This is a genomic window from Streptomyces sp. NPDC050485, from assembly GCF_044458185.1.
Lineage (GTDB): Bacteria > Actinomycetota > Actinomycetes > Streptomycetales > Streptomycetaceae > Streptomyces.
In genome coordinates, this window is the sequence record NZ_JBITHR010000009.1 from 228,933 (window position 1) to 247,421 (window position 18,489).

Here is an 18,489-nt window from a genome sequence, read left to right on the forward strand (position 1 = left end):
GACAGCGTCCGTCACTGGCCGGCCTCTTCTTCCTCTTCGTTGCTTGCCTCGGGCGCCGCGACGGGCTCGTACACCAGGACGGCCCGGTTGTCGGGGCGCAGTTTCGCGGCGGCGACCGCCTTCACTTCCTCGGCGGTGATGTCGAGGACCCGGTCGACCGCGGTCAGGGCGAGCTGCGGGTCGCCGAACAGCACGGCGTACCGGCACAGTTCGTCGGCGCGGCCGGCGACCGTGCCGAGCCGGTCGAGCCACTCGCGCTCCAACTGGGCCTGGGCGCGCTCCATCTCCTCCTCGGTCGGCCCCTCGGCGGCGAACCGGGCGAGCTCGTCGTCCACCGCGGCCTCGATGTCGGGGACCTCGACACCGCCGGAGGTCTTGACGTCGAGCCAGCCGAGCGAGGGGGCGCCGGCGAGGCGCAGCAGGCCGAAGCCGGCGGCGACGGCGCTCTGGTCGTGGCGGACCAGGCGGTTGTGCAGCCGGGAGGACTCGCCGCCGCCGAGGACGGTCAGCGCCAGGTCGGCGGCGTCGGCCTCGCGGGTGCCATCGTGCGGCAGCCGGTAGGCGGCCATCAGGGCGCGGGCCGGGACGTCCTCCTCCACGACCTCGCGCAGCTGCCCGCCGATGGTGTCGGGCAGCACGCCGTCGCGCGGCGGCTGCTTGCCGTCGTGAATGGGGATGGAGCCGAAGTACTTCTCCACCCACGCCAGGGTCTGCTCGGGGTCGATGTCGCCGACCACCGCGAGCACGGCGTTGTTGGGCGCGTAGTACGTACGGAAGAAGTTCCGGGCGTCTTCGAGGGTCGCCGCGTCCAGGTCGGCCATCGAGCCGATCGGCGTGTGGTGGTAGGGGTGGCCCTCGGGGTAGGCGAGCGCGGTCAGCTTCTCGAAGGCGGTGCCGTAGGGCACGTTGTCGTAACGCTGGCGGCGCTCGTTCTTGACGACGTCGCGCTGGTTCTCCATCGACTCCTCGTCGAGCGCGGCGAGGAGCGAGCCCATGCGGTCGGCCTCCAGCCAGAGCGCGAGCTCCACCTGGTGGGCGGGCATGGTCTCGAAGTAGTTGGTGCGCTCGAAGCTGGTGGTGCCGTTCAGCGAGCCGCCGGCCCCCTGCACCAGCTCGAAGTGGCCGTTGCCGGGCACCTGGTGGGAGCCCTGGAACATGAGGTGCTCGAAGAGGTGGGCGAGGCCGGTGCGGCCCTTGACCTCGTGGCGCGAGCCGACGTCGTACCAGAGGCACACCGCGGCGACCGGGGTCAGGTGGTCCTCGGAGAGCACCACGCGCAGGCCGTTGGCCAGTCGGTGCTCAGTCGCTGTCAGACCGCCGGAGCCGGCCTGCGCTGTGGCCGTGTGACCCATGGGCATGTACGTCCCTTCGTTCGCGATGTGCAGTACTGCGAGGTGAAGTACTGGCGGGGGAAGTCCTGGGTTGAGAAGTCCTGCCACTGTATGCAAGCGCGCGGGGACCTGGCGAAGTTCCCGGGTCGCGGTCGGCGTTGTCAGTGGGACGGTCCACAATGGTCGGCATCAGTTCCGATCCGGTACGTGAAGGAGCAGCAGCCGCGATGGCCCGCCGCAGCACGAAGACCCCGCCGCCGCCCGACGACTTCGAGGAGCGGATCCTCGACATCGACGTCGTCGACGAGATGCAGGGCTCCTTCCTTGAGTACGCGTACTCCGTGATCTACTCGCGGGCCCTGCCGGACGCCCGTGACGGAATGAAGCCCGTCCAGCGCCGCATCGTCTACCAGATGAACGAGATGGGCCTGCGTCCCGACCGCGGCTATGTGAAGTGCGCCCGCGTCGTCGGCGAGGTGATGGGCAAGCTGCACCCTCACGGCGACGCGTCGATCTACGACGCGCTTGTCCGCATGGCGCAGCCGTTCTCGATGCGCCTGCCGCTGGTCGACGGCCACGGCAACTTCGGCTCGCTGGGCAACGACGACCCGCCGGCCGCCATGCGGTACACCGAGTGCAAGATGGCCGACGCCACCTCGCTGATGACGGAATCGATCGACGAGGACACGGTCGACTTCACATCGAACTACGACGGCCAGGAGCGGGAGCCGGTCTCCCTCCCGGCCGCCTATCCGAACCTGCTGGTCAACGGCTCGTCCGGGATCGCGGTCGGTATGGCGACCAATATGCCGCCGCACAACCTGGGCGAGGTCATCGCCGCCGCCCGCCATCTGATCAGGCACCCGGAGGCGGATCTTGAGGCGCTGATGCGCTTCGTGCCGGGTCCCGACCTGCCGACCGGCGGCCGGATCGTGGGCCTGGGGGGGATCAAGGACGCGTACGGGTCGGGTCGCGGCACGTTCAAGATCCGCGCCACGGTGGCCGTGGAGAACGTGACGGCCCGCCGCAAGGGCCTGGTCGTGACCGAACTGCCCTTCACCGTCGGCCCGGAGAAGGTGATCTCCAAGATCAAGGACCTGGTCGGCTCGAAGAAGCTCCAGGGCATCGCCGATGTGAAGGACCTGACCGACCGTTCGCACGGGCTGCGGCTTGTCATCGAGGTCAAGAACGGCTTCGTGCCCGAGGCGGTCCTGGAGCAGCTCTACAAGCTGACGCCGATGGAGGAGTCCTTCGGCATCAACAATGTGGCGCTTGTGGACGGGCAGCCGCTCACCCTGGGCCTCAAGGAGCTGCTAGAGGTCTACCTCGACCACCGCTTCGACGTCGTACGGCGCCGCAGCGAGTTCCGCCGCACCAAGCGCCGGGACCGGCTGCACCTGGTGGAGGGCCTGCTCGTCGCGCTGGTCGACATCGACGAGGTCATCCGGATCATCCGGTCGAGTGACAACTCGGCGCAGGCGAAGGAGCGGCTCATCGAGCGCTTCTCGCTGAGCGAGATCCAGACGCAGTACATCCTGGACACCCCGCTGCGCCGGCTCACCAAGTTCGACCGGATCGAGCTGGAGAGCGAGCGCGACCGGCTGAACGGCGAGATCGACGAGCTGACCGGGATCCTGGACTCGGACAGCGAGCTGCGCAAGCTGGTCTCGGCCGAACTGGCCGCGGTGGCCAAGAAGTTCAGCACCGACCGGCGCACGGTCCTGCTCGAATCGGCGGGCGCCCCGGTGGCCGCCGTGGCCCTGGAGGTCGCGGACGACCCGTGCCGGGTGCTGCTCTCCTCGACGGGTCTGCTCGCGCGCACGGCGGGCGCCGAGGAGTTCACCGCCGGTGAGGACGACAAGCGCGCCAAGCACGACGTGATCGTCTCGGCCGTGCCCGCGACACAGCGCGGCGACGTGGGCGCCGTGACGTCCAGCGGGCGGCTGCTGCGCCTGGCGGTGATCGACCTGCCGCAGCTTCCGGACACGGCGGCCGCGCCGAACCTGTCGGGCGGGGCCCCGATCTCGGAGTTCCTGTCGTCCCTGGAGCCGGACGAGACGGTGGTCTGCCTGACCACCCTGGACGAGTCGTCGCCGGGTCTGGCGATCGGCACCGAGCAGGGCGTCGTCAAGCGCGTGGTGCCCGACTACCCGGCGAACAAGGACGAGTTGGAGGTCATCACCCTCAAGGACGGTGACCGGATCGTGGGCGCGGCCGAGCTGCGCACCGGCGAGGAGGACCTGGTCTTCATCACCGACGACGCCCAGCTCCTGCGCTACCAGGCGAGCCAGGTGCGCCCCCAGGGGCGGCCCGCGGGCGGTATGGCGGGCATCAAGCTGGCCGAGGGCGCCAAGGTCATCTCGTTCACGGCGGTCGATCCGGCCGGGGACGCGGCGGTGTTCTCGGTGGCCGGGTCGGGAGGCACCCTGCTCGGCGACACCGCGGTCTCCGCGAAGCTGACGCCGTTCGACCAGTACCCGCGCAAGGGCCGGGCCACCGGCGGGGTGCGCTGCCAGCGCTTCCTGAAGGGCGAGGACAAGCTGCTGCTCGCCTGGGCGGGCCCGGCCCCGGCCCGCGCGGCCCAGGCCAACGGCGCCCCGGCCCAGCTCCCCGAGCCCGATCCGCGCCGTGACGGCTCGGGCACCCCGCTCGCCTCGCCGGTCGCGGTGCTCGCGGGCCCGGCCTCGTAGCTACCGGCCGAGCCTCAACTAGCCGACGGTTCCGGGGAGTTCATCGAACTCCCCGGAGCGGTCCGGCTCCTGCGGCTGCTCGGGTACGTAGCGCAGCACGCCCCACATGGCGCGCTCGTCCGGGGTCTCCCCCGGGTCGGCCGCCACGCATGCGGCGAGCCGCTGGTGCAGCGCGTCCGCGTCGATGCCCGAGCCGATGAGGACGAGCTGGGTGAGGCGTTCCTGCTCGCGCGCCCAGGGCTCTGGGTAGAAGCGCAGGAACCGGCCGACGGCATGCACGGTGTATCTGTTGCGGGCGTCGGCGGCGCCGAAGTCGACAAACCCCTTGATGCGGTAGAGGCCTTCGGGCCGGGTGTCGAGGAAGGCCATGAGGCGGCGCGGGTCCATGGGCACGGCCGAGGTGAAGGCGACGGACTCGTACCCGGCGTGCGGATGGGCGGCGGGCCCGTGTCCCGTGCAGCGGCCGTGGTCGTGGCCGTCCTCGGCGCAGCCCCCGTCTTCGGGGAGGTCGTCCAGGAGGTCGTCGAAGGCGAGCTGTCCCACCCGTTCGGTGACGGGCCTGCGTTCGAAGAAGAGCTCCGGGTCGACCCGGCCGTACGCGGCCTCGACCACCGCGGCCGCTCCCCCGAGCGCGGTGCGCAGCCGGGCCAGGTCCGCCGCGCCCACCCGGTCCGTCTTGTTGAGCACCACCAGGTCGGCGACGGTCAGATGCCGTTCGATCTCGGGGTGCTTCTCGCGCGTGGTGTCGTACTCCGCCGCGTCGACCACCTCGACCAGGCCCCCGTACACGATCCGCGGGTTCTCACTGGCGAGCAGCATCTTCACGAGTTCCTGGGGTTCGGCCAGGCCGCTCGCCTCGATGACGATGACGTCGAGGCGGGCGGCGGGCCTGGTGAGCCGCTCCAGGTAGAGGTCGAGTTCGCTGGCGTCGACGGCGCAGCACAGGCAGCCGTTGCCCAGCGAGACGGTCGAGTCGCCGAGCTGGCCCGCCACCGTCATCGCGTCGATCTCGATGGAGCCGAAGTCGTTGACGATGGCCCCGATCCGGGTACCGCGGCCGGCTCGGAGCAGATGGTTGAGCAAGGTGGTCTTGCCCGATCCGAGGAAGCCCGCGAGGACGATGACGGGGATCTGCTGGCTCGGGCTGTTCACCTGGGGCCTTTCTCGGAGTCCGGGTCCGGTCCGGCGGACGGGATGCGGACCAAGGCTCTCAGACGGCGGGTACGGGCTGCGGCGGGGGCGGTCCCACATAGCGGGCCGCCGGGCGAATGATCTTCGAGTCCGCCGACTGCTCCAGGATATTGGCGCTCCAGCCGACCACCCGGGCCGCGCAGAACGTCGGGGTGAACATCTCGCGGGGCAGCCCGCACAGCTCCATGACGACCCCGGCGTAGAACTCCACGTTGGTGTGCAGCTCGCGGCCCGGCTTCAGCTCGGCCAGGATCTCCTCGACCTGGCGCTCCACCTCGACGGCGAATTCCACAAGGGGCCCGCCGAAGCCCTCCGCGATCCCGCGCAGCATGCGCGAGCGGGGGTCCTCGGTGCGGTAGACGGGGTGCCCGAAGCCCATGATCCGGTCGCCGGCCAGCACGCGTTCACGGATCCAGCCGTCGATGCGGTCGGGTGTGCCGATGGCGTCGAGGGTGTCCAGGGCGCGGCTGGGGGCGCCGCCGTGCAGCGGCCCGGAGAGCGCGCCGACCGCCGCGACCAGGCTGGCCGCGACATCGGCCCCGGTGGAGGCGACCACGCGGGCGGTGAAGGTGGAGGCGTTGAAGCCGTGGTCGATGGTGGAGATGAGGTACTGCTCGACGGCCCGTACGCGCTCGGGCTCGGGCTCCGAACCGCTCAGCATGTAGAGGTAGTTGGCGGCGTACGGCAGATCGTCGCGGGGCTCGACCGGTTCCAGTCCCTGGCCGAGCCGGTGCAGCGCGGTCAGCAGGGTGGGCACGGCGGCGCAGGCGGCCAGCGCGTCCTCGGCGCGCCGCTCGGCGTCCAGGTCGTACACCGGCCGGAAGCCCTTGGCCGCGCCGAGCAGGGAGAGGGCGGTACGGAGTCCGGCGAGCGGTCCCGACAGGGCGCCGGTGCGGGCGATGCCGGGCAGTGCCTCGCGTACGCCCCGGGGCAGGTGGCGCAGGGCGGCGGTGCGGGCGGTGAAGGCGGCGCGGGCCGCCGCGTCGGGCAGCTCGCCGTGGAACATCAGATGCCAGACGTCCTCGAAACCGCGGCTCTGCGCGAGCTCGACGGCCGAGTACTGGCGGTAGTGGTAGAAGCCCTCGCGGCCGCGGACGTCCCCGAGTTCGGTGTCCGTCACGACGACGCCCGCGAGCCCGCGGGGTACCGCGGCCGGGGCGGTGGTGGTGCTGGCCATGTTGCTGCCTCCTTCAGTCCTCCATGTTGACTTGACTGTCCATGATTGACTCAATGCTGTCAATGTTGATTTAATCAATATGTGTACGGTGCATACGGTACGCAATATGGATACGGTGACCCCCATGACTGATCAGGCACGGCTCACCACGCGCGAGGCGGCGGAGCGGCTCGGCGTGAAACCCGAAACGGTCTACGCGTACGTCAGCCGCGGGCAGCTGAGCAGTGAGCGGGCGCCCGGCGGGCGGGGCTCCACCTTCGACGCCAAGGAGGTCGAGGCGCTGGCCCGGCGCAGCGGCCGGCGGGAGGCGGTGTCCGCCGCCGCGGGCGGCGAGCTGACGTTCCGCACCGCCCTCACACTGATCGACAAGGACCACTACTACTTCCGCGGGGTCGACGCGGTGGAGCTGGCGTCAGCGTACGGCTTCGAGGAGGTCGCCGAGTGGGTGTGGACCGGGGAGCTGCCGCACGGCCCGCGGTTCACCGCACCCCAGCCGTTCCTCGACGCGGCCCGGCTCGCGGTCGACGCGCTGCCCGTGCACAGCAGCACGATGGACCGGCTGCGGGTCGCGGCGGTCGCGGTCTCGGCGGCCGACCCGCTGCGCTTCGACCTGGACCCCACGGCGGTGCTCGGCTGCGCCCGCATGCTGATCCCCACCCTGGTCGGCGCCCTGCCGACGGCGGGCAAGCGGCACCGGGGCGAAGGCCGGACGGCCTGGCAGCTGTGGCAGCGCCTCACCCCGCAGCGGCCTGACGAGCAGTCGATCGACCTGCTGGACACGGCACTTGCGCTGCTCATCGACCACGATCTGGCCGCCTCCACGCTCGCCGCCCGCGTCGCGGCCTCCGCGCGGGCCCATCCGTACGCCGTGGTCTCGGCGGGCCTCGGCGCGCTTGAGGGGCCGCTGCACGGCGCCGCGAGCGGCCTGGCCCACCGCACCCTGGCCGAGGTGCTCGAACGCGGCAGCGCGGCGCCGGTCGTCGCCGACCATCTGCGCTCCGGCCGGCGCGTGCCCGGTCTCGGCCACCGGCTGTATGCGGGCGAAGACCCGCGCGCCCGCGCCCTGTTCGCGCTGCTCGACGCGATCCCGCAGGCCTCCGACGCGCTCGCCGCGGCGCGCGATGTGGTCGATACGACGGCCCGGCACACCGATCTGCACGCCAATGTCGATCTGGCGCTCGCGGTGATGACCGTCGCCTTCGGCATGCCAGCCGAGGCCGGCGAGACGGTGTTCGCGGTGGCCCGCACGGCCGGCTGGATCGCGCACGCGCTGGAGGAGTACGCGGAACGGCCGCTCCGGATGCGCCCGAGCGGCCACTACATCGGCCCGCGGCCACCGCGCCCACTGCCCGTCTGACGGCTCCGGTCCTGAACTGGGTTGATTCCCGGGCGACTTGGCCGGTCTCTGGGCGATCCGGCGCGCGCACGCCATCGCCGAGGCGACCGCCGCCCAGCCTCGGATCTCCGGCGACCTGGTGGCCTCCCGCCCTTCCGCCGACGGCCTTGTGCAGGTGGCGGCCGAGCTGATCCGGCGGGCAACCGGCACCGAGTACGTGGTGATCACGGACACACGCGGGGTGCGCCGGTGGCACACCCACACCGGGCGGATCGGCCGGGTCGTTTCCACCGACCCGAGCGACGTCCTCGCGCACCGAGAAGTCTCGTCCTGCCCGACGCACTGAGCGAGGCGCTGGACCAGGAGACGGGTGTGAGCGGGGCGCTGGATCCGGAAAGAGGTGGCTACACCGCTCCCGCCCCCGTCAGCGCCCGGACCTCCGCCTCCGCGTGCTTCACGTGGTCCGGAGCTTCGTGTGAGGTCACGGTGCCGAGCCAGCCCGCGAGGAAACCGAGCGGGATGGAGATCAACCCCGGGTTCTGCAGCGGGAAGAACTGGAAGTCCACCCCGGGGAACAGCGATTCGGGGCTGCCGGAGACCACGGGCGAGACCAGCACCAGGAACAGCGCCGGGACCAGCCCCCCGTACACCGACCACACCGCACCCCGTGTCGTGAAGTTCCGCCAGAACAGCGAGTAGAGGAGCACCGGAAGGTTCGCGGAGGCGGCCACCGCGAAGGCCAGGCCGACCAGGAACGCCACGTTGAGGTCGCGCGCCAGCAGCCCCAGGGCGATGGCCACCGCGCCGATCCCCACCGCGGCGACCCTCGCGACCGCCACCTCGCTGCGCTGCTTGGCGTGCCGCCGCCTGAGCGAGGCGTACAGATCGTGGGCCACGGACGCCGAGGACGCGAGGGTGATGCCCGCGACGACCGCGAGGATCGTGGCGAAGGCGATGGCGGCGACCACCGCGAAGAGAACCGTTCCGCCTGTGGAGCCCGCGCCGCCTCCCAGGTTGTAGGCGAGCAGCGCGACGGCCGTGTTCCCGGCGGGATTCGACGCCTTCACCTCGTCCGAGCCGACCACGGCGGCCGCGCCGAAGCCGAGCACGATCGTCATCAGGTAGAAGCCGCCGATGAGACCGATGGACCAGACGACCGAGCGGCGCGCGGCCCGCGCTGTCGGCACGGTGTAGAACCGCGAGAGGATGTGCGGCAGTCCGGCCGTGCCGAGGACCAGGGCAAGCCCCAGGCTGATGAAGTCGAGCCGCGCCGTCCAGTCCCCGCCGTACTTGAGGCCGGGTGCGAGGAACTCCTTTCCGTGGCCGCTGTGTTCGGCCGCAGTGTTGAGCAGCAGGTTGATGTCGCCGTGGAAGCGCAGCAGCACCAGCACGACGAGGGCGATCGTTCCGGCCATGAGCAGGACGGCCTTCACGATCTGGATCCAGGTGGTGGCCCGCATCCCGCCGAGCGACACATAGACCACCATCAGGGCGCCGACCCCGATGACCGTCCAGTTCCGCGCGGCCTCGCTGGTGCCGCCGAGCAGCAGCGCGACCAGGCTGCCCGCGCCGACCATCTGCGCCACCAGATAGAGAACGGACACGGTGACCGAAGAAGTTCCCGCCGCGATCCGCACCGGGCGCTCGCTCATCCGGGCGGCGACCACATCGGCCAGCGTGAACTTCCCGCAATTGCGGACCAGTTCGGCGACGAGCAGCAGCACCACCAGCCAGGCGACGAGGAAGCCGACGGAGTACAGCATTCCGTCGTAGCCGAAGAGCGCGATCAGTCCGGAGATGCCGAGGAAGGAGGCGGCCGACATGTAGTCGCCCGCGATGGCAAAACCATTCTCCAGGGGCGAGAACAGCCGCCCGCCCGCATAGAACTCCTCGGCCGAACCGTGCCGGTCGCGGCTCACCCAGGTGGTGATGGCGAGCGTCGCCGCCACGAACGCGCTGAACAGCAGCAGCGCCAGAGTCTGATGGTCCCCGCCGACGATCACCTGGTGGTCCCCCGTGTCGTTCCCTGCCCGTTGATGCGGGGGCGTCGGCGGCTCTGCCCGGTCTGCCTGCTGTGCTGGCTCCGCCGGCTCTGTTCGTGCCGACTCTGTTGGCTCTGCTCGTGCTGCCGGCTCTGCTGGTTCTGCTCGAACACGACCCAGCGCAGTTCCAGCGCGGCGCGGTCCCGCCGCAGCCGCGCATGGCGCGCGTAGGCCCAGGTCAGCAGGAACGTGGAGAGGAACTGGGCGAGTCCGGCGGCCATCGCCACGTTCACCGCGCCCGCCACCGGGCGGGCCATGAGGCCGGGGGCGGTGACCGCAGTGATCACATAGCAGAGGTACCAGGCGAAGAAGGCGAGAGCGGCCGGGACGACGAAGCGGCGGTAGCGGCGGCGCACCTCCTGGAAGGCGGCACTGCGGTGCACTTCGAGATAGATCTCGGCCGCGCTGAGACGTCTGTCCTCGTCGGCGGAATGCTGGGCGGACACGGTCGCGGACACCGTCTCGCCGTCCAGCTCGCCCCACCCGGAGGCGAGGGCGTCGTACCAGGGGTCGTCGATCCGCGCCGCCGCGGGATCACGCCCTTCCTGCTTCTCCACCGAACAGTTCTCCTTGTCCACGACCCCGTTCGACCGCGTGCCCAAGGATGGGCAGAGGGGACTGGCGGCGGACTCTCCTCTGCCCGCGCTTCACCCCATTAGGTGATGGAGCTGCCCGGTGGCTGAGCCAGTCCGTGGCGATAGGCGTACCGCATGGCCTGGACCCGGTCACGCACCCCGGTTTTGCCGAAGATGTTGTTGATGTGGGTCTTCACGGTGGCGGTGGAAATGTGCAGGGCCCGCGAGATCTCGGGGTTGGACATCCCCTCGGCGACCAGAGCGAGCACTTCGCCCTCGCGCGCGGTGAGCCCGTCCGGGAGCTCGGCCGGTGCGGTGGCGGGCGGCGGCGCGGTGACCCGCTCCAGAAGCCGACGCTGCACCGAGGGTGCGAGACCGGCCTGCCCGGCCAGCACGTCGTGTATCGCCTTCATGATCTCTTCGCCGCCGGCGTCCTTGGTGAGGTAGCCGCGGGCCCCGGCCCTCAACGCCGGGAAGAGCGAGTCGTCGTCCGCGTACGTCGTGAGGATCACCACCTCGGTACCGGGATGCCCGGCCCGGATACGACGGGTGGCTTCGACGCCGTCGCACCGCGGCATCCGCAGGTCCATCAGCACGATGTCCGGAGCCAGTTCGGCCGTGAGGGCGACGGCCTCCTCGCCGTCCCGCGCGGAGCCGACGACCTCGATGCCCGGCAGCAGCCCGAGCAGCATCACGATTCCCTCGCGCACCACGGACTGGTCGTCGGCCACGACCACTGTGACGCTCCCCCGTGCCCCGGGTCCGTCCCCCGTCATGCGGGCACCCTCAGTCTCACCACGAAGCCCTCCTCGTCCGGCCCGGCCTCAAGGGTCCCGCCGAGCAGTTCGGCGCGTTCCCTCATCCCCAGCAAACCGTATCCGGAGCCACTGACAGCGAGCTCCGCCGCGCTGCTCCGGCCGCCCGAGTCCCGTACTTCCAGGGCCACTTCATGGGGCAGGTACTCCAGTCGTACGGCCACGACCGCCCCCGGCGCGTGCTTGCGCACGTTCGTCAGCGCCTCCTGCGCCACCCTTCGCACGGTCTGCGAGGCCTCCGCGGGCAGCGCCCTGGGCTCTCCCTCCACCTGGACCCGGGTACCGGGGGCCGACCCGCCCCCGCCGCCCGGTCCCTCGACGAGGGTGTGCAGGAAGTCCTCGACCGGGGTCAGCTCGCCGCGCAGCGCGGAGAGCGCCTGTCGGGTCTCGGCGAGCCCGTCCCGTGCCATGCCCCGGGCGGCCACCACCCGTTCCAGGACCCGGTCGCGGAACTCCCCGGGCGGCTCCCTCTCGATCAGCAGCCGGGCCGCTTCCAGGTGCACCAACTGCGCCGAGAGGCTGTGCGCCAGTACGTCGTGGATCTCGCGCGCGATCCTGGCCCGTTCGCCCAGCGCGGCCGACTGCGCCTCGGCGGCCCGCGCCGCCCGCTCCTGGGTGAGGAGCCGCACGGCCGTGCCGCGCGCCTCCGCATCGAGCCGCAGCACATATCCGGCGAGTCCGAGCCCGGCCGTGGTCACCCCCGTGGTCAGCCAGTTGTCATTGTTGACCAGGGCGTACGCGCCCAGGGCCGCGACCGTGCACGGAACGGCGACCGCCAGCGGAAGCCGTTCGAGCGCCGTCACCGCGCAACCGCACCACAGGATCAGCGCGAGCACTTCCCACCCCGTCTGCCTGGCCCCGGCCGCCGCGCCCATCACCAGCAGGAGCGAGAGGAGCGACGGCAAGAGCCGGTGGTCGAGGGTGAAGCGGAAGAACGCGCGGGCCAGCAGGGCGCAGGTCACCACGACGGCCACTCCGGCCGCCACGATCCAACTCCCGGCACCCGCCCGGCTGGTGAAGGTGGACCAGAGGAGCGCGCCGAGCACCAGCGCCCTGATGGTCCGGGCGAGATTGCGTTTGGCACGGGTCTGGTCCGCTCGCGAGAGTGCTTCCCGCGAGGGCCAGCTGAGCCAGGTCTCCAGGGTCACACGCGGTCCTTCCACACCTGCCGGGGGGAGCCTTCCGCAGCAACACCGTACGACGTGAGGGCCGGACGGGCCCGCCACATCAGGACGCCGCCGCGGACGAGGAGGGACGCGGCCAGGGCGAGCAGGACGGCGCCGGTGCCCATGTGGATGCCGGCCACGGCACCGAGGCCCGCGAGCCCCACGCGAAGGACGATGCCCGCGACCCAGACCCCGGCGGTGGCCTTGGTCCCCCGGCTCCACACCGTGCCGTCGGACTCGGTCCATATCTTCGTGGTCCAGGCCCAGCCGACACCCATGAGCACGCCGATCACCAGCTCCGCGCCGAGCAGCGTGACGGACGCGGCGTGGTGGTGCGGATCGATCAGCCCGCCGTCCTTCACCGCCAGGAACCCCAGCACGGCGGGGACGACCCACCAGCGGGAGCCGCTCAGCTGCTGCGGCTTGAACTGGCGGACCAGGATCAGCGCCACCACCGCGATGGCGATCAACACGTTGAAAAGCGCGGACATCGGTGCCTCCGGACGACGGGATCGAGGTGTCTGTACGTCTTCGAAGGTACGGAAACGACCTGGTCAGAGGCATCGGAGCAGGGGTGGACCGCAGGTGGAGGTTTGGGCTCCACCCGTGGGTGGAGATGACGAACGCCGGTCCGCGGGAGTCCGCGAACCGGCGTTCGTCAATCCGGGGTCAGGCGTCGATGCGCGACCGGTCCAGTGTTGCCGCGGAGCTCGTGATGAACTCCTTGCGCGGCGCCACCTCGTTGCCCATCAGCAGGTCGAAGACCTGCTCGGAGGCCTCCAGATCGCCGATGTTGATCCGGCGCAGGGTGCGGTGGCGCGGGTCCATGGTGGTCTCCGCCAGCTGGTCGGCGTCCATCTCGCCGAGGCCCTTGTAGCGCTGGATGGCGTCCTTGTAGCGGACGCCCTTGCGCTGGAACTCCAGCAGCGTCTGGCGCAGTTCGCTGTCCGAGTACGTGTAGACGTACTTGTCCTGGCCCTTCTTGGGCTGGACCAGCTCGATCCGGTGCAGCGGCGGGACGGCCGCGAAGACCCGGCCCGCCTCGACCATCGGGCGCATGTAGCGCTGGAAGAGGGTCAGCAGCAGGATGCGGATGTGCGCGCCGTCGACATCGGCGTCGACGAGCAGCACGATCTTGCCGTACCGCGCCGCGTCGATGTCGAAGGTGCGCCCGGAGCCCGCCCCTATGACCTGGATGATCGCGCCGCACTCGGCGTTCTTCAGCATGTCGGAGACCGACGCCTTCTGAACGTTGAGGATCTTGCCGCGGATCGGCAGGAGTGCCTGGAACTCGGAGTTCCGAGCCAGTTTCGCGGTGCCGAGCGCGGAGTCCCCCTCAACGATGAAGAGCTCGCTGCGCTCCACGTCGTCGCTGCGGCAGTCGGCCAGCTTGGCCGGCAGCGAGGAGGACTCCAGGGCCGTCTTGCGGCGCTGCGCCTCCTTGTGCTGGCGGGCCGCGATGCGCGTGCGGGCGGCCGCGACGATCTTGTCGAGGACGGACCTGGCCTGCGCCTTGGCATCGCGCTTGGTGGAGGTCAGGAACTCCTTGAGCTCCTTGGCGACCACATTGGCGACGATCCGGTTGGCCGCGGAGGTGCCGAGGACCTCCTTGGTCTGGCCCTCGAACTGCGGCTCGGCGAGCCGGACGGTGACGACCGCGGTCAGCCCCTCCAGGGCGTCGTCCTTGACGACATCGTCCTCGGCGACCCGCAGCAGCTTGGCGGAGCGGAGCACCTCGTTGACGGTCTTGGTGACCGAGCGCTCGAAGCCGGTGACGTGGGTGCCGCCCTTGGGGGTGGCGATGATGTTCACGAACGACTTGAGGTTGGTGTCGTAGCCGGTGCCCCAGCGCAGCGCGATGTCCACGCCCAGTTCCCGGGTGACCTCGGTGGGCGTCATGTGGCCGCGGTCGTCGAGGACCGGGACGGTCTCCTTGAACATGCCCTGGCCGGTGAGGCGCAGCACGTCGCTGACGCCCTTGTCCTGCGCCAGGTACTCGCAGAACTCGCTGATCCCGCCGTCGAAGCGGAACGTCTCCTCGGTCTTGCCCTCGCCGTCCAGACCGCGCTCGTCGCGCACGACGATGGTCAGCCCCGGCACCAGGAAGGCCGTCTGACGGGCGCGCTGGTAGAGCGTCTCCAGGGAGAGCTTGGCGTCCTTCAGGAAGATCTGGCGATCGGCCCAGTAGCGCACCCGCGTACCCGTGCGGTTCTTGGGCACGCGCTTGCCCTTGAGCAGCCCGTTGCCCGGGTCGAACGGCGAGTCGGGGCCCTGCTCGGTGAAGATGCCGGGCACACCGCGGCGGAAGCTGATCGAGTGCGTCGCGCTGTTGCGGTCGACCTCGACGTCGAGGCGGGCCGAGAGCGCGTTCACCACGGAGGCGCCCACGCCGTGCAGGCCGCCGGACGCGGCGTAGGAGCCGCCGCCGAACTTTCCGCCGGCGTGCAGTTTGGTCATGACGACCTCGACGCCCGAGAGGCCGGTCTTGGGCTCGACGTCGACCGGGATGCCCCGTCCGTTGTCACGGACCTCGACGGAGGCATCGTCGTGCAGGATCACTTCGATGTGGTCGCAGTAGCCGCCCAGGGCCTCGTCGACGGAGTTGTCGATGATTTCCCAGAGGCAGTGCAGCAGGCCGCGGCTGTCCGTGGACCCGATGTACATGCCGGGTCGCTTGCGGACCGCTTCGAGGCCTTCGAGTACGAGCAGATGCCGAGCGGTGTAGTTGGAGCCGTCGCGGTCTGCCCCGCTCAGCAGCGCAGTGGACGGAACGGACGTCTCGGCGGTCACGCAGTTCGCTCCTCGCTGAATTTCAATTGCGCCCCTGATGGGTAAGGGGTCGGCGTCGGTCGCCGGTCAGAGGGTACCGAGGCCTGGTAGAGCCGTTGTAACGCCACCCTCGCGAATCCTCATGCTAGTCCAGCATCGCAAACATGTTCGATCCCTCGTTGGGGTGATGCGGATATCACGTTCCCATCCGGGCATGAACCATTTAGGCTCCGGGCACGTCCTCATGAACAACCGGCAACCCCGCCGGGAGGGCCAACCAAGACAAGCAACGCGAAACCCGTAAAGCGAAGCAATACGGCTCATTCGCCGCCAACCGGCAGCAGACAGCCACCTTGACCAAGAAGTTTCGAGGAAAAGCCACGAGCGGGAACGTTTTCGGCCTGGTTGGATGTTGACCCTGGTACGACAGCTCGTCGAGCTAGAGAAGAGGCGACGTGACTACTGTTCTGACCCCCGCGAGCCCCCTGACGGCCGCCGACCGTTGCGACCGTTGCGGCGCACAGGCCTACCTTCGCGTAGTCCTGACCAGCGGCGGCGAGTTGCTCTTCTGTGCTCACCACGGACGTAAGTTCGAGCCGGAGCTGAAGAAGATCGCCGCCGACATACAGGACGAGACGGACCGCCTCACGGCGGTGCCCGAGTCCGCAGGCGACGAGGATCGCTGACACCTCGCATCACGACGAGCCAGGGCCGGTCCAGGACCGGCGACGGGCGGCCACTCCCCGTGCAGGGGGAGTGGCCGCCCGTTCTCATGCCCTGGCAACCCCCCGGTCAGCCGGTCCCGCCCGTCGGCCAGGGCACGGCGGACACCCGGGTGTAGACCCCGGGGCTGTCGGCCAGGCCACAGCCGTTCCCCCAGGACACCAGGCCGATGAGCCGGCCACCGGCCACCAGCGGTCCGCCGCTGTCGCCCTGACAGGCGTCGTGGCCGCCCGCAGGATCGCCCGCGCACACCATGGTGGACCGGAGGTACGTTCCGTCCGAGTTCGGCGGGTAGGCGCGCTCACAGGCCCCGTCCTCCAGTACGGAGACGTGGGCCGCGCGCAGCGCCGTCGGGTAGCTGCCGCGGCCCGACGTGTCGCCCCAGCCGTAGACCATGGCCCGGGTACCCGCCTGGTACCCGGGGTCGGCCGCTCCCGCCGTCGCGATCACGGAGGAGGCGGGCAGCGGACTGGCCAGCGTCAGCACCGCCAAGTCGCCCGCGTTGCTGCCCGGGTCGTAGCCCGGATTGATCCAGGCGGAGCTCACCACGATCTCCTGGCCCGCCGCCGAACGCAGATCCGTGCGGCCCGCGATCACCTTGAGATCCCGTACCTGTGACACGTCCCCCCCCAGCACGTCGCGGCGCAGACAGTGCGCGGCCGTCAGCACCTTGGTGGGCGAGACCACCGCTCCCCCGCAGAACTGGCCCCCGCGCGTACCTCCGAACCGGTCACGGCTGGAGATCGCCACGACCCAGGGGCTGTCGGCAATCTTCACTGGTTGCCCGCCGATGACGACGCTGTCAGCGGTCGCGGGCAGGGGTGTCCCCAGGGCTGCGGCCGCAAGGACGGCCGCTCCGGTGACGGCTCGGGCGATGGGGCGGCGCATACGGTCTCCTGACTCTCGGTGACACAGGCACACCCAGCGTCAGCCAGCCCGCCACGCACCGCACCCGCGCGCCCACGCACGAGGGCCCGGCCTCCCTGCGGAGACCGGGCCCTCGACGACGTACGACCGCGACCTAGTCGAGGTAGTCGCGCAGCACCTGCGAACGCGACGGGTGGCGCAGCTTCGACATGGTCTTCGACTCGATCTGGCGGATCCGCTCGCGGGTCACGCCGTAGACCTTGCCGATCTCGTCCAGGGTCTTCGGCTGGCCGTCGGTGAGGCCGAAGCGCATGGAGACCACGCCCGCCTCGCGCTCGGACAGGGTGTCGAGCACCGAGTGCAGCTGCTCCTGGAGGAGCGTGAAGCTCACCGCGTCGGCCGGCACGACCGCCTCGGAGTCCTCGATGAGGTCACCGAACTCGCTGTCGCCGTCCTCGCCCAGAGGGGTGTGCAGCGAGATCGGCTCACGGCCGTACTTCTGGACCTCGATGACCTTCTCAGGGGTCATGTCGAGCTCCTTGGCCAGCTCCTCCGGGGTGGGCTCGCGGCCCAGGTCCTGGAGCATCTGGCGCTGGACGCGCGCGAGCTTGTTGATGACCTCGACCATGTGCACCGGGATACGGATGGTGCGGGCCTGGTCGGCCATGGCGCGGGTGATCGCCTGACGGATCCACCAGGTGGCGTACGTGGAGAACTTGTAGCCCTTGGTGTAGTCGAACTTCTCGACCGCGCGGATCAGACCGAGGTTGCCCTCCTGGATGAGGTCCAGGAAGAGCATGCCGCGGCCGGTGTAACGCTTGGCCAGCGAGACCACCAGACGGAGGTTGGCCTCCAGGAGGTGGTTCTTGGCGCGGCGGCCGTCCTCGGCGATGATCTCCAGCTCGCGCTTGAGCTTCGGCGCCAGCTTGTCGGCGTTCGCCAGCTTGTCCTCGGCGAACAGGCCGGCCTCGATGCGCTTGGCGAGCTCGACCTCCTGCTCGGCGTTGAGGAGCGGGACCTTGCCGATCTGCTTCAGGTAGTCCTTGACCGGGTCGGCGGTGGCACCGGCGACGGCGACCTGCTGGGCCGGAGCGTCGTCCTCGTCCTCGTCGGACAGGACGAAGCCCTTGCTCTCGCCCTCGGGCTCCTCGTCGTCACCCTTGCCGGGCGCGGCGTCCTCGAGGAGCTCGTCGCCCTCGACGACTTCCTCGTCGTCGCCCTTCTTGGCGGCGGTCTTCTTCGCCGCGGTCTTCTTGGCCACCGTCTTCTTGGCGACGGCCTTCTTGGCCACCGTCTTCTTGGCGACGGCCTTCTTGGGGGCGTCCCCGGCCTCGTCGGCCGGCACGTCCACGGTCTCGGCCGGGGCCGCGGAGGCGGCGACGGTCCTGGTGGTGGTCACGGCCGTCTTGGCCGCGACCGTCTTGGTGGCGGTGCGCTTCGCCGGGCTCTTCGCTGCGACGCTCTTGCGTGTGCGCTTCGGTGATTCCGCGGCACTGACCATCAGCGTCACACCCTCTTCCTCGAGGATCTGGTTGAGGCTGCGCAGAACATTCTTCCACTGGGTCGGCGGAATCTGGTCGGCTTCGAAGGCCCGACGCACGTCATCGCCGGCGATCTGTCCATCAGCCTTTCCCCGCTCGATGAGCGCCATCACAGACTCGGACTCGGCGATCTCCGGCGGGAGCGTACGGGATGTGCTGGCCGACACGAACAACCTCTCGAAACGATGGAAAACGGCTTCCGGCCCCGCCCATGATCGGGCCGGAGCCGACGACCACCGGCTGGGGATGTGCCGGGGGCGCGGGCT

At 70.4% G+C, this 18,489-nt stretch carries 15 protein-coding genes; 4 read left to right on the top strand and 11 right to left on the bottom strand.

The annotated features are described in order from the left end of the window. Positions 1–11: 11 nt before the first annotated feature. Positions 12–1,352, bottom strand: coding sequence for a M16 family metallopeptidase (locus ACIBK6_RS20435; RefSeq protein ID WP_399052686.1), 1,341 nt, complete (start codon positions 1,350–1,352; stop codon positions 12–14). Positions 1,353–1,558: 206 nt separating this feature from the next. Here ACIBK6_RS20435 and ACIBK6_RS20440 point away from each other — a divergent pair, with 206 nt between their 5' ends. After that, positions 1,559–4,021 carry a DNA topoisomerase (ATP-hydrolyzing) subunit A gene (locus ACIBK6_RS20440; RefSeq protein ID WP_399052687.1) on the top strand — a complete coding sequence of 821 codons (2,463 nt, stop codon included), beginning with the start codon at positions 1,559–1,561 and terminating at the stop codon, positions 4,019–4,021. Between the two features lie 18 nt (positions 4,022–4,039). On the opposite strand, the gene ACIBK6_RS20445 is transcribed toward ACIBK6_RS20440, so the two are convergent. After that, positions 4,040–5,173 (bottom strand): CobW family GTP-binding protein, encoded by a 1,134-nt coding sequence (locus tag ACIBK6_RS20445; RefSeq protein WP_399052688.1) that lies wholly within the window; start codon positions 5,171–5,173, stop codon positions 4,040–4,042. A 58-nt stretch (positions 5,174–5,231) separates the two neighbouring features. Beyond that, the gene (locus tag ACIBK6_RS20450; RefSeq protein ID WP_399052689.1) at positions 5,232–6,389 is read right to left on the bottom strand and encodes a citrate synthase/methylcitrate synthase; all 1,158 of its coding nucleotides are present in this window, start codon (positions 6,387–6,389) and stop codon (positions 5,232–5,234) included. Positions 6,390–6,513: 124 nt separating this feature from the next. Between ACIBK6_RS20450 and ACIBK6_RS20455 the strand changes: the two genes are divergently transcribed. Beyond that, positions 6,514–7,746 (top strand): citrate/2-methylcitrate synthase, encoded by a 1,233-nt coding sequence (locus ACIBK6_RS20455; protein ID WP_399052690.1) that lies wholly within the window; start codon positions 6,514–6,516, stop codon positions 7,744–7,746. Between the two features lie 37 nt (positions 7,747–7,783). Further along, positions 7,784–8,071: a hypothetical protein gene (locus ACIBK6_RS20460; protein WP_399052691.1), complete on the top strand. Its 288-nt coding sequence runs from the start codon at positions 7,784–7,786 to the stop codon at positions 8,069–8,071. A gap of 58 nt (positions 8,072–8,129) precedes the next feature. Here ACIBK6_RS20460 and ACIBK6_RS20465 read toward each other — a convergent pair whose 3' ends face one another. The 6 genes from ACIBK6_RS20465 to ACIBK6_RS20490 form a co-directional block, all read right to left on the bottom strand. After that, positions 8,130–9,725 carry a cation acetate symporter gene (locus ACIBK6_RS20465; protein WP_399052773.1) on the bottom strand — a complete coding sequence of 532 codons (1,596 nt, stop codon included), beginning with the start codon at positions 9,723–9,725 and terminating at the stop codon, positions 8,130–8,132. Next, positions 9,725–10,324 carry a DUF485 domain-containing protein gene (locus ACIBK6_RS20470; protein ID WP_399052692.1) on the bottom strand — a complete coding sequence of 200 codons (600 nt, stop codon included), beginning with the start codon at positions 10,322–10,324 and terminating at the stop codon, positions 9,725–9,727. The genes ACIBK6_RS20465 and ACIBK6_RS20470 overlap by 1 nt, the downstream gene beginning before the upstream one ends. Positions 10,325–10,422: 98 nt before the next feature. Beyond that, positions 10,423–11,118: a response regulator gene (locus ACIBK6_RS20475; protein WP_399052693.1), complete on the bottom strand. Its 696-nt coding sequence runs from the start codon at positions 11,116–11,118 to the stop codon at positions 10,423–10,425. Then, positions 11,115–12,305: a sensor histidine kinase gene (locus ACIBK6_RS20480; protein WP_399052694.1), complete on the bottom strand. Its 1,191-nt coding sequence runs from the start codon at positions 12,303–12,305 to the stop codon at positions 11,115–11,117. Before ACIBK6_RS20480 ends, ACIBK6_RS20475 begins: the two co-directional genes overlap by 4 nt. Beyond that, on the bottom strand, positions 12,302–12,814 hold the full coding sequence (locus ACIBK6_RS20485; RefSeq protein ID WP_399052695.1) for a DUF1453 domain-containing protein: 513 nt from the start codon (positions 12,812–12,814) through the stop codon (positions 12,302–12,304). The genes ACIBK6_RS20480 and ACIBK6_RS20485 overlap by 4 nt, the downstream gene beginning before the upstream one ends. Positions 12,815–12,992: 178 nt before the next feature. Continuing rightward, entirely contained in the window at positions 12,993–15,113 is a 2,121-nt protein-coding gene (locus ACIBK6_RS20490; RefSeq protein WP_399052696.1) for a type IIA DNA topoisomerase subunit B, read from the bottom strand. A gap of 434 nt (positions 15,114–15,547) precedes the next feature. On the opposite strand from ACIBK6_RS20490, the gene ACIBK6_RS20495 reads away from it, so the two are divergent. Continuing rightward, complete coding sequence (locus tag ACIBK6_RS20495; RefSeq protein ID WP_053725523.1) at positions 15,548–15,778, top strand: hypothetical protein; 231 nt, start codon at positions 15,548–15,550, stop codon at positions 15,776–15,778. A gap of 106 nt (positions 15,779–15,884) precedes the next feature. On the opposite strand, the gene ACIBK6_RS20500 is transcribed toward ACIBK6_RS20495, so the two are convergent. Both ACIBK6_RS20500 and ACIBK6_RS20505 read right to left on the bottom strand, forming a co-directional pair. Then, entirely contained in the window at positions 15,885–16,703 is an 819-nt protein-coding gene (locus ACIBK6_RS20500; RefSeq protein ID WP_399052697.1) for a serine protease, read from the bottom strand. Between the two features lie 133 nt (positions 16,704–16,836). After that, positions 16,837–18,390: an RNA polymerase sigma factor gene (locus ACIBK6_RS20505; protein WP_399052698.1), complete on the bottom strand. Its 1,554-nt coding sequence runs from the start codon at positions 18,388–18,390 to the stop codon at positions 16,837–16,839. Between the last annotated feature and the right edge of the window lie 99 nt (positions 18,391–18,489).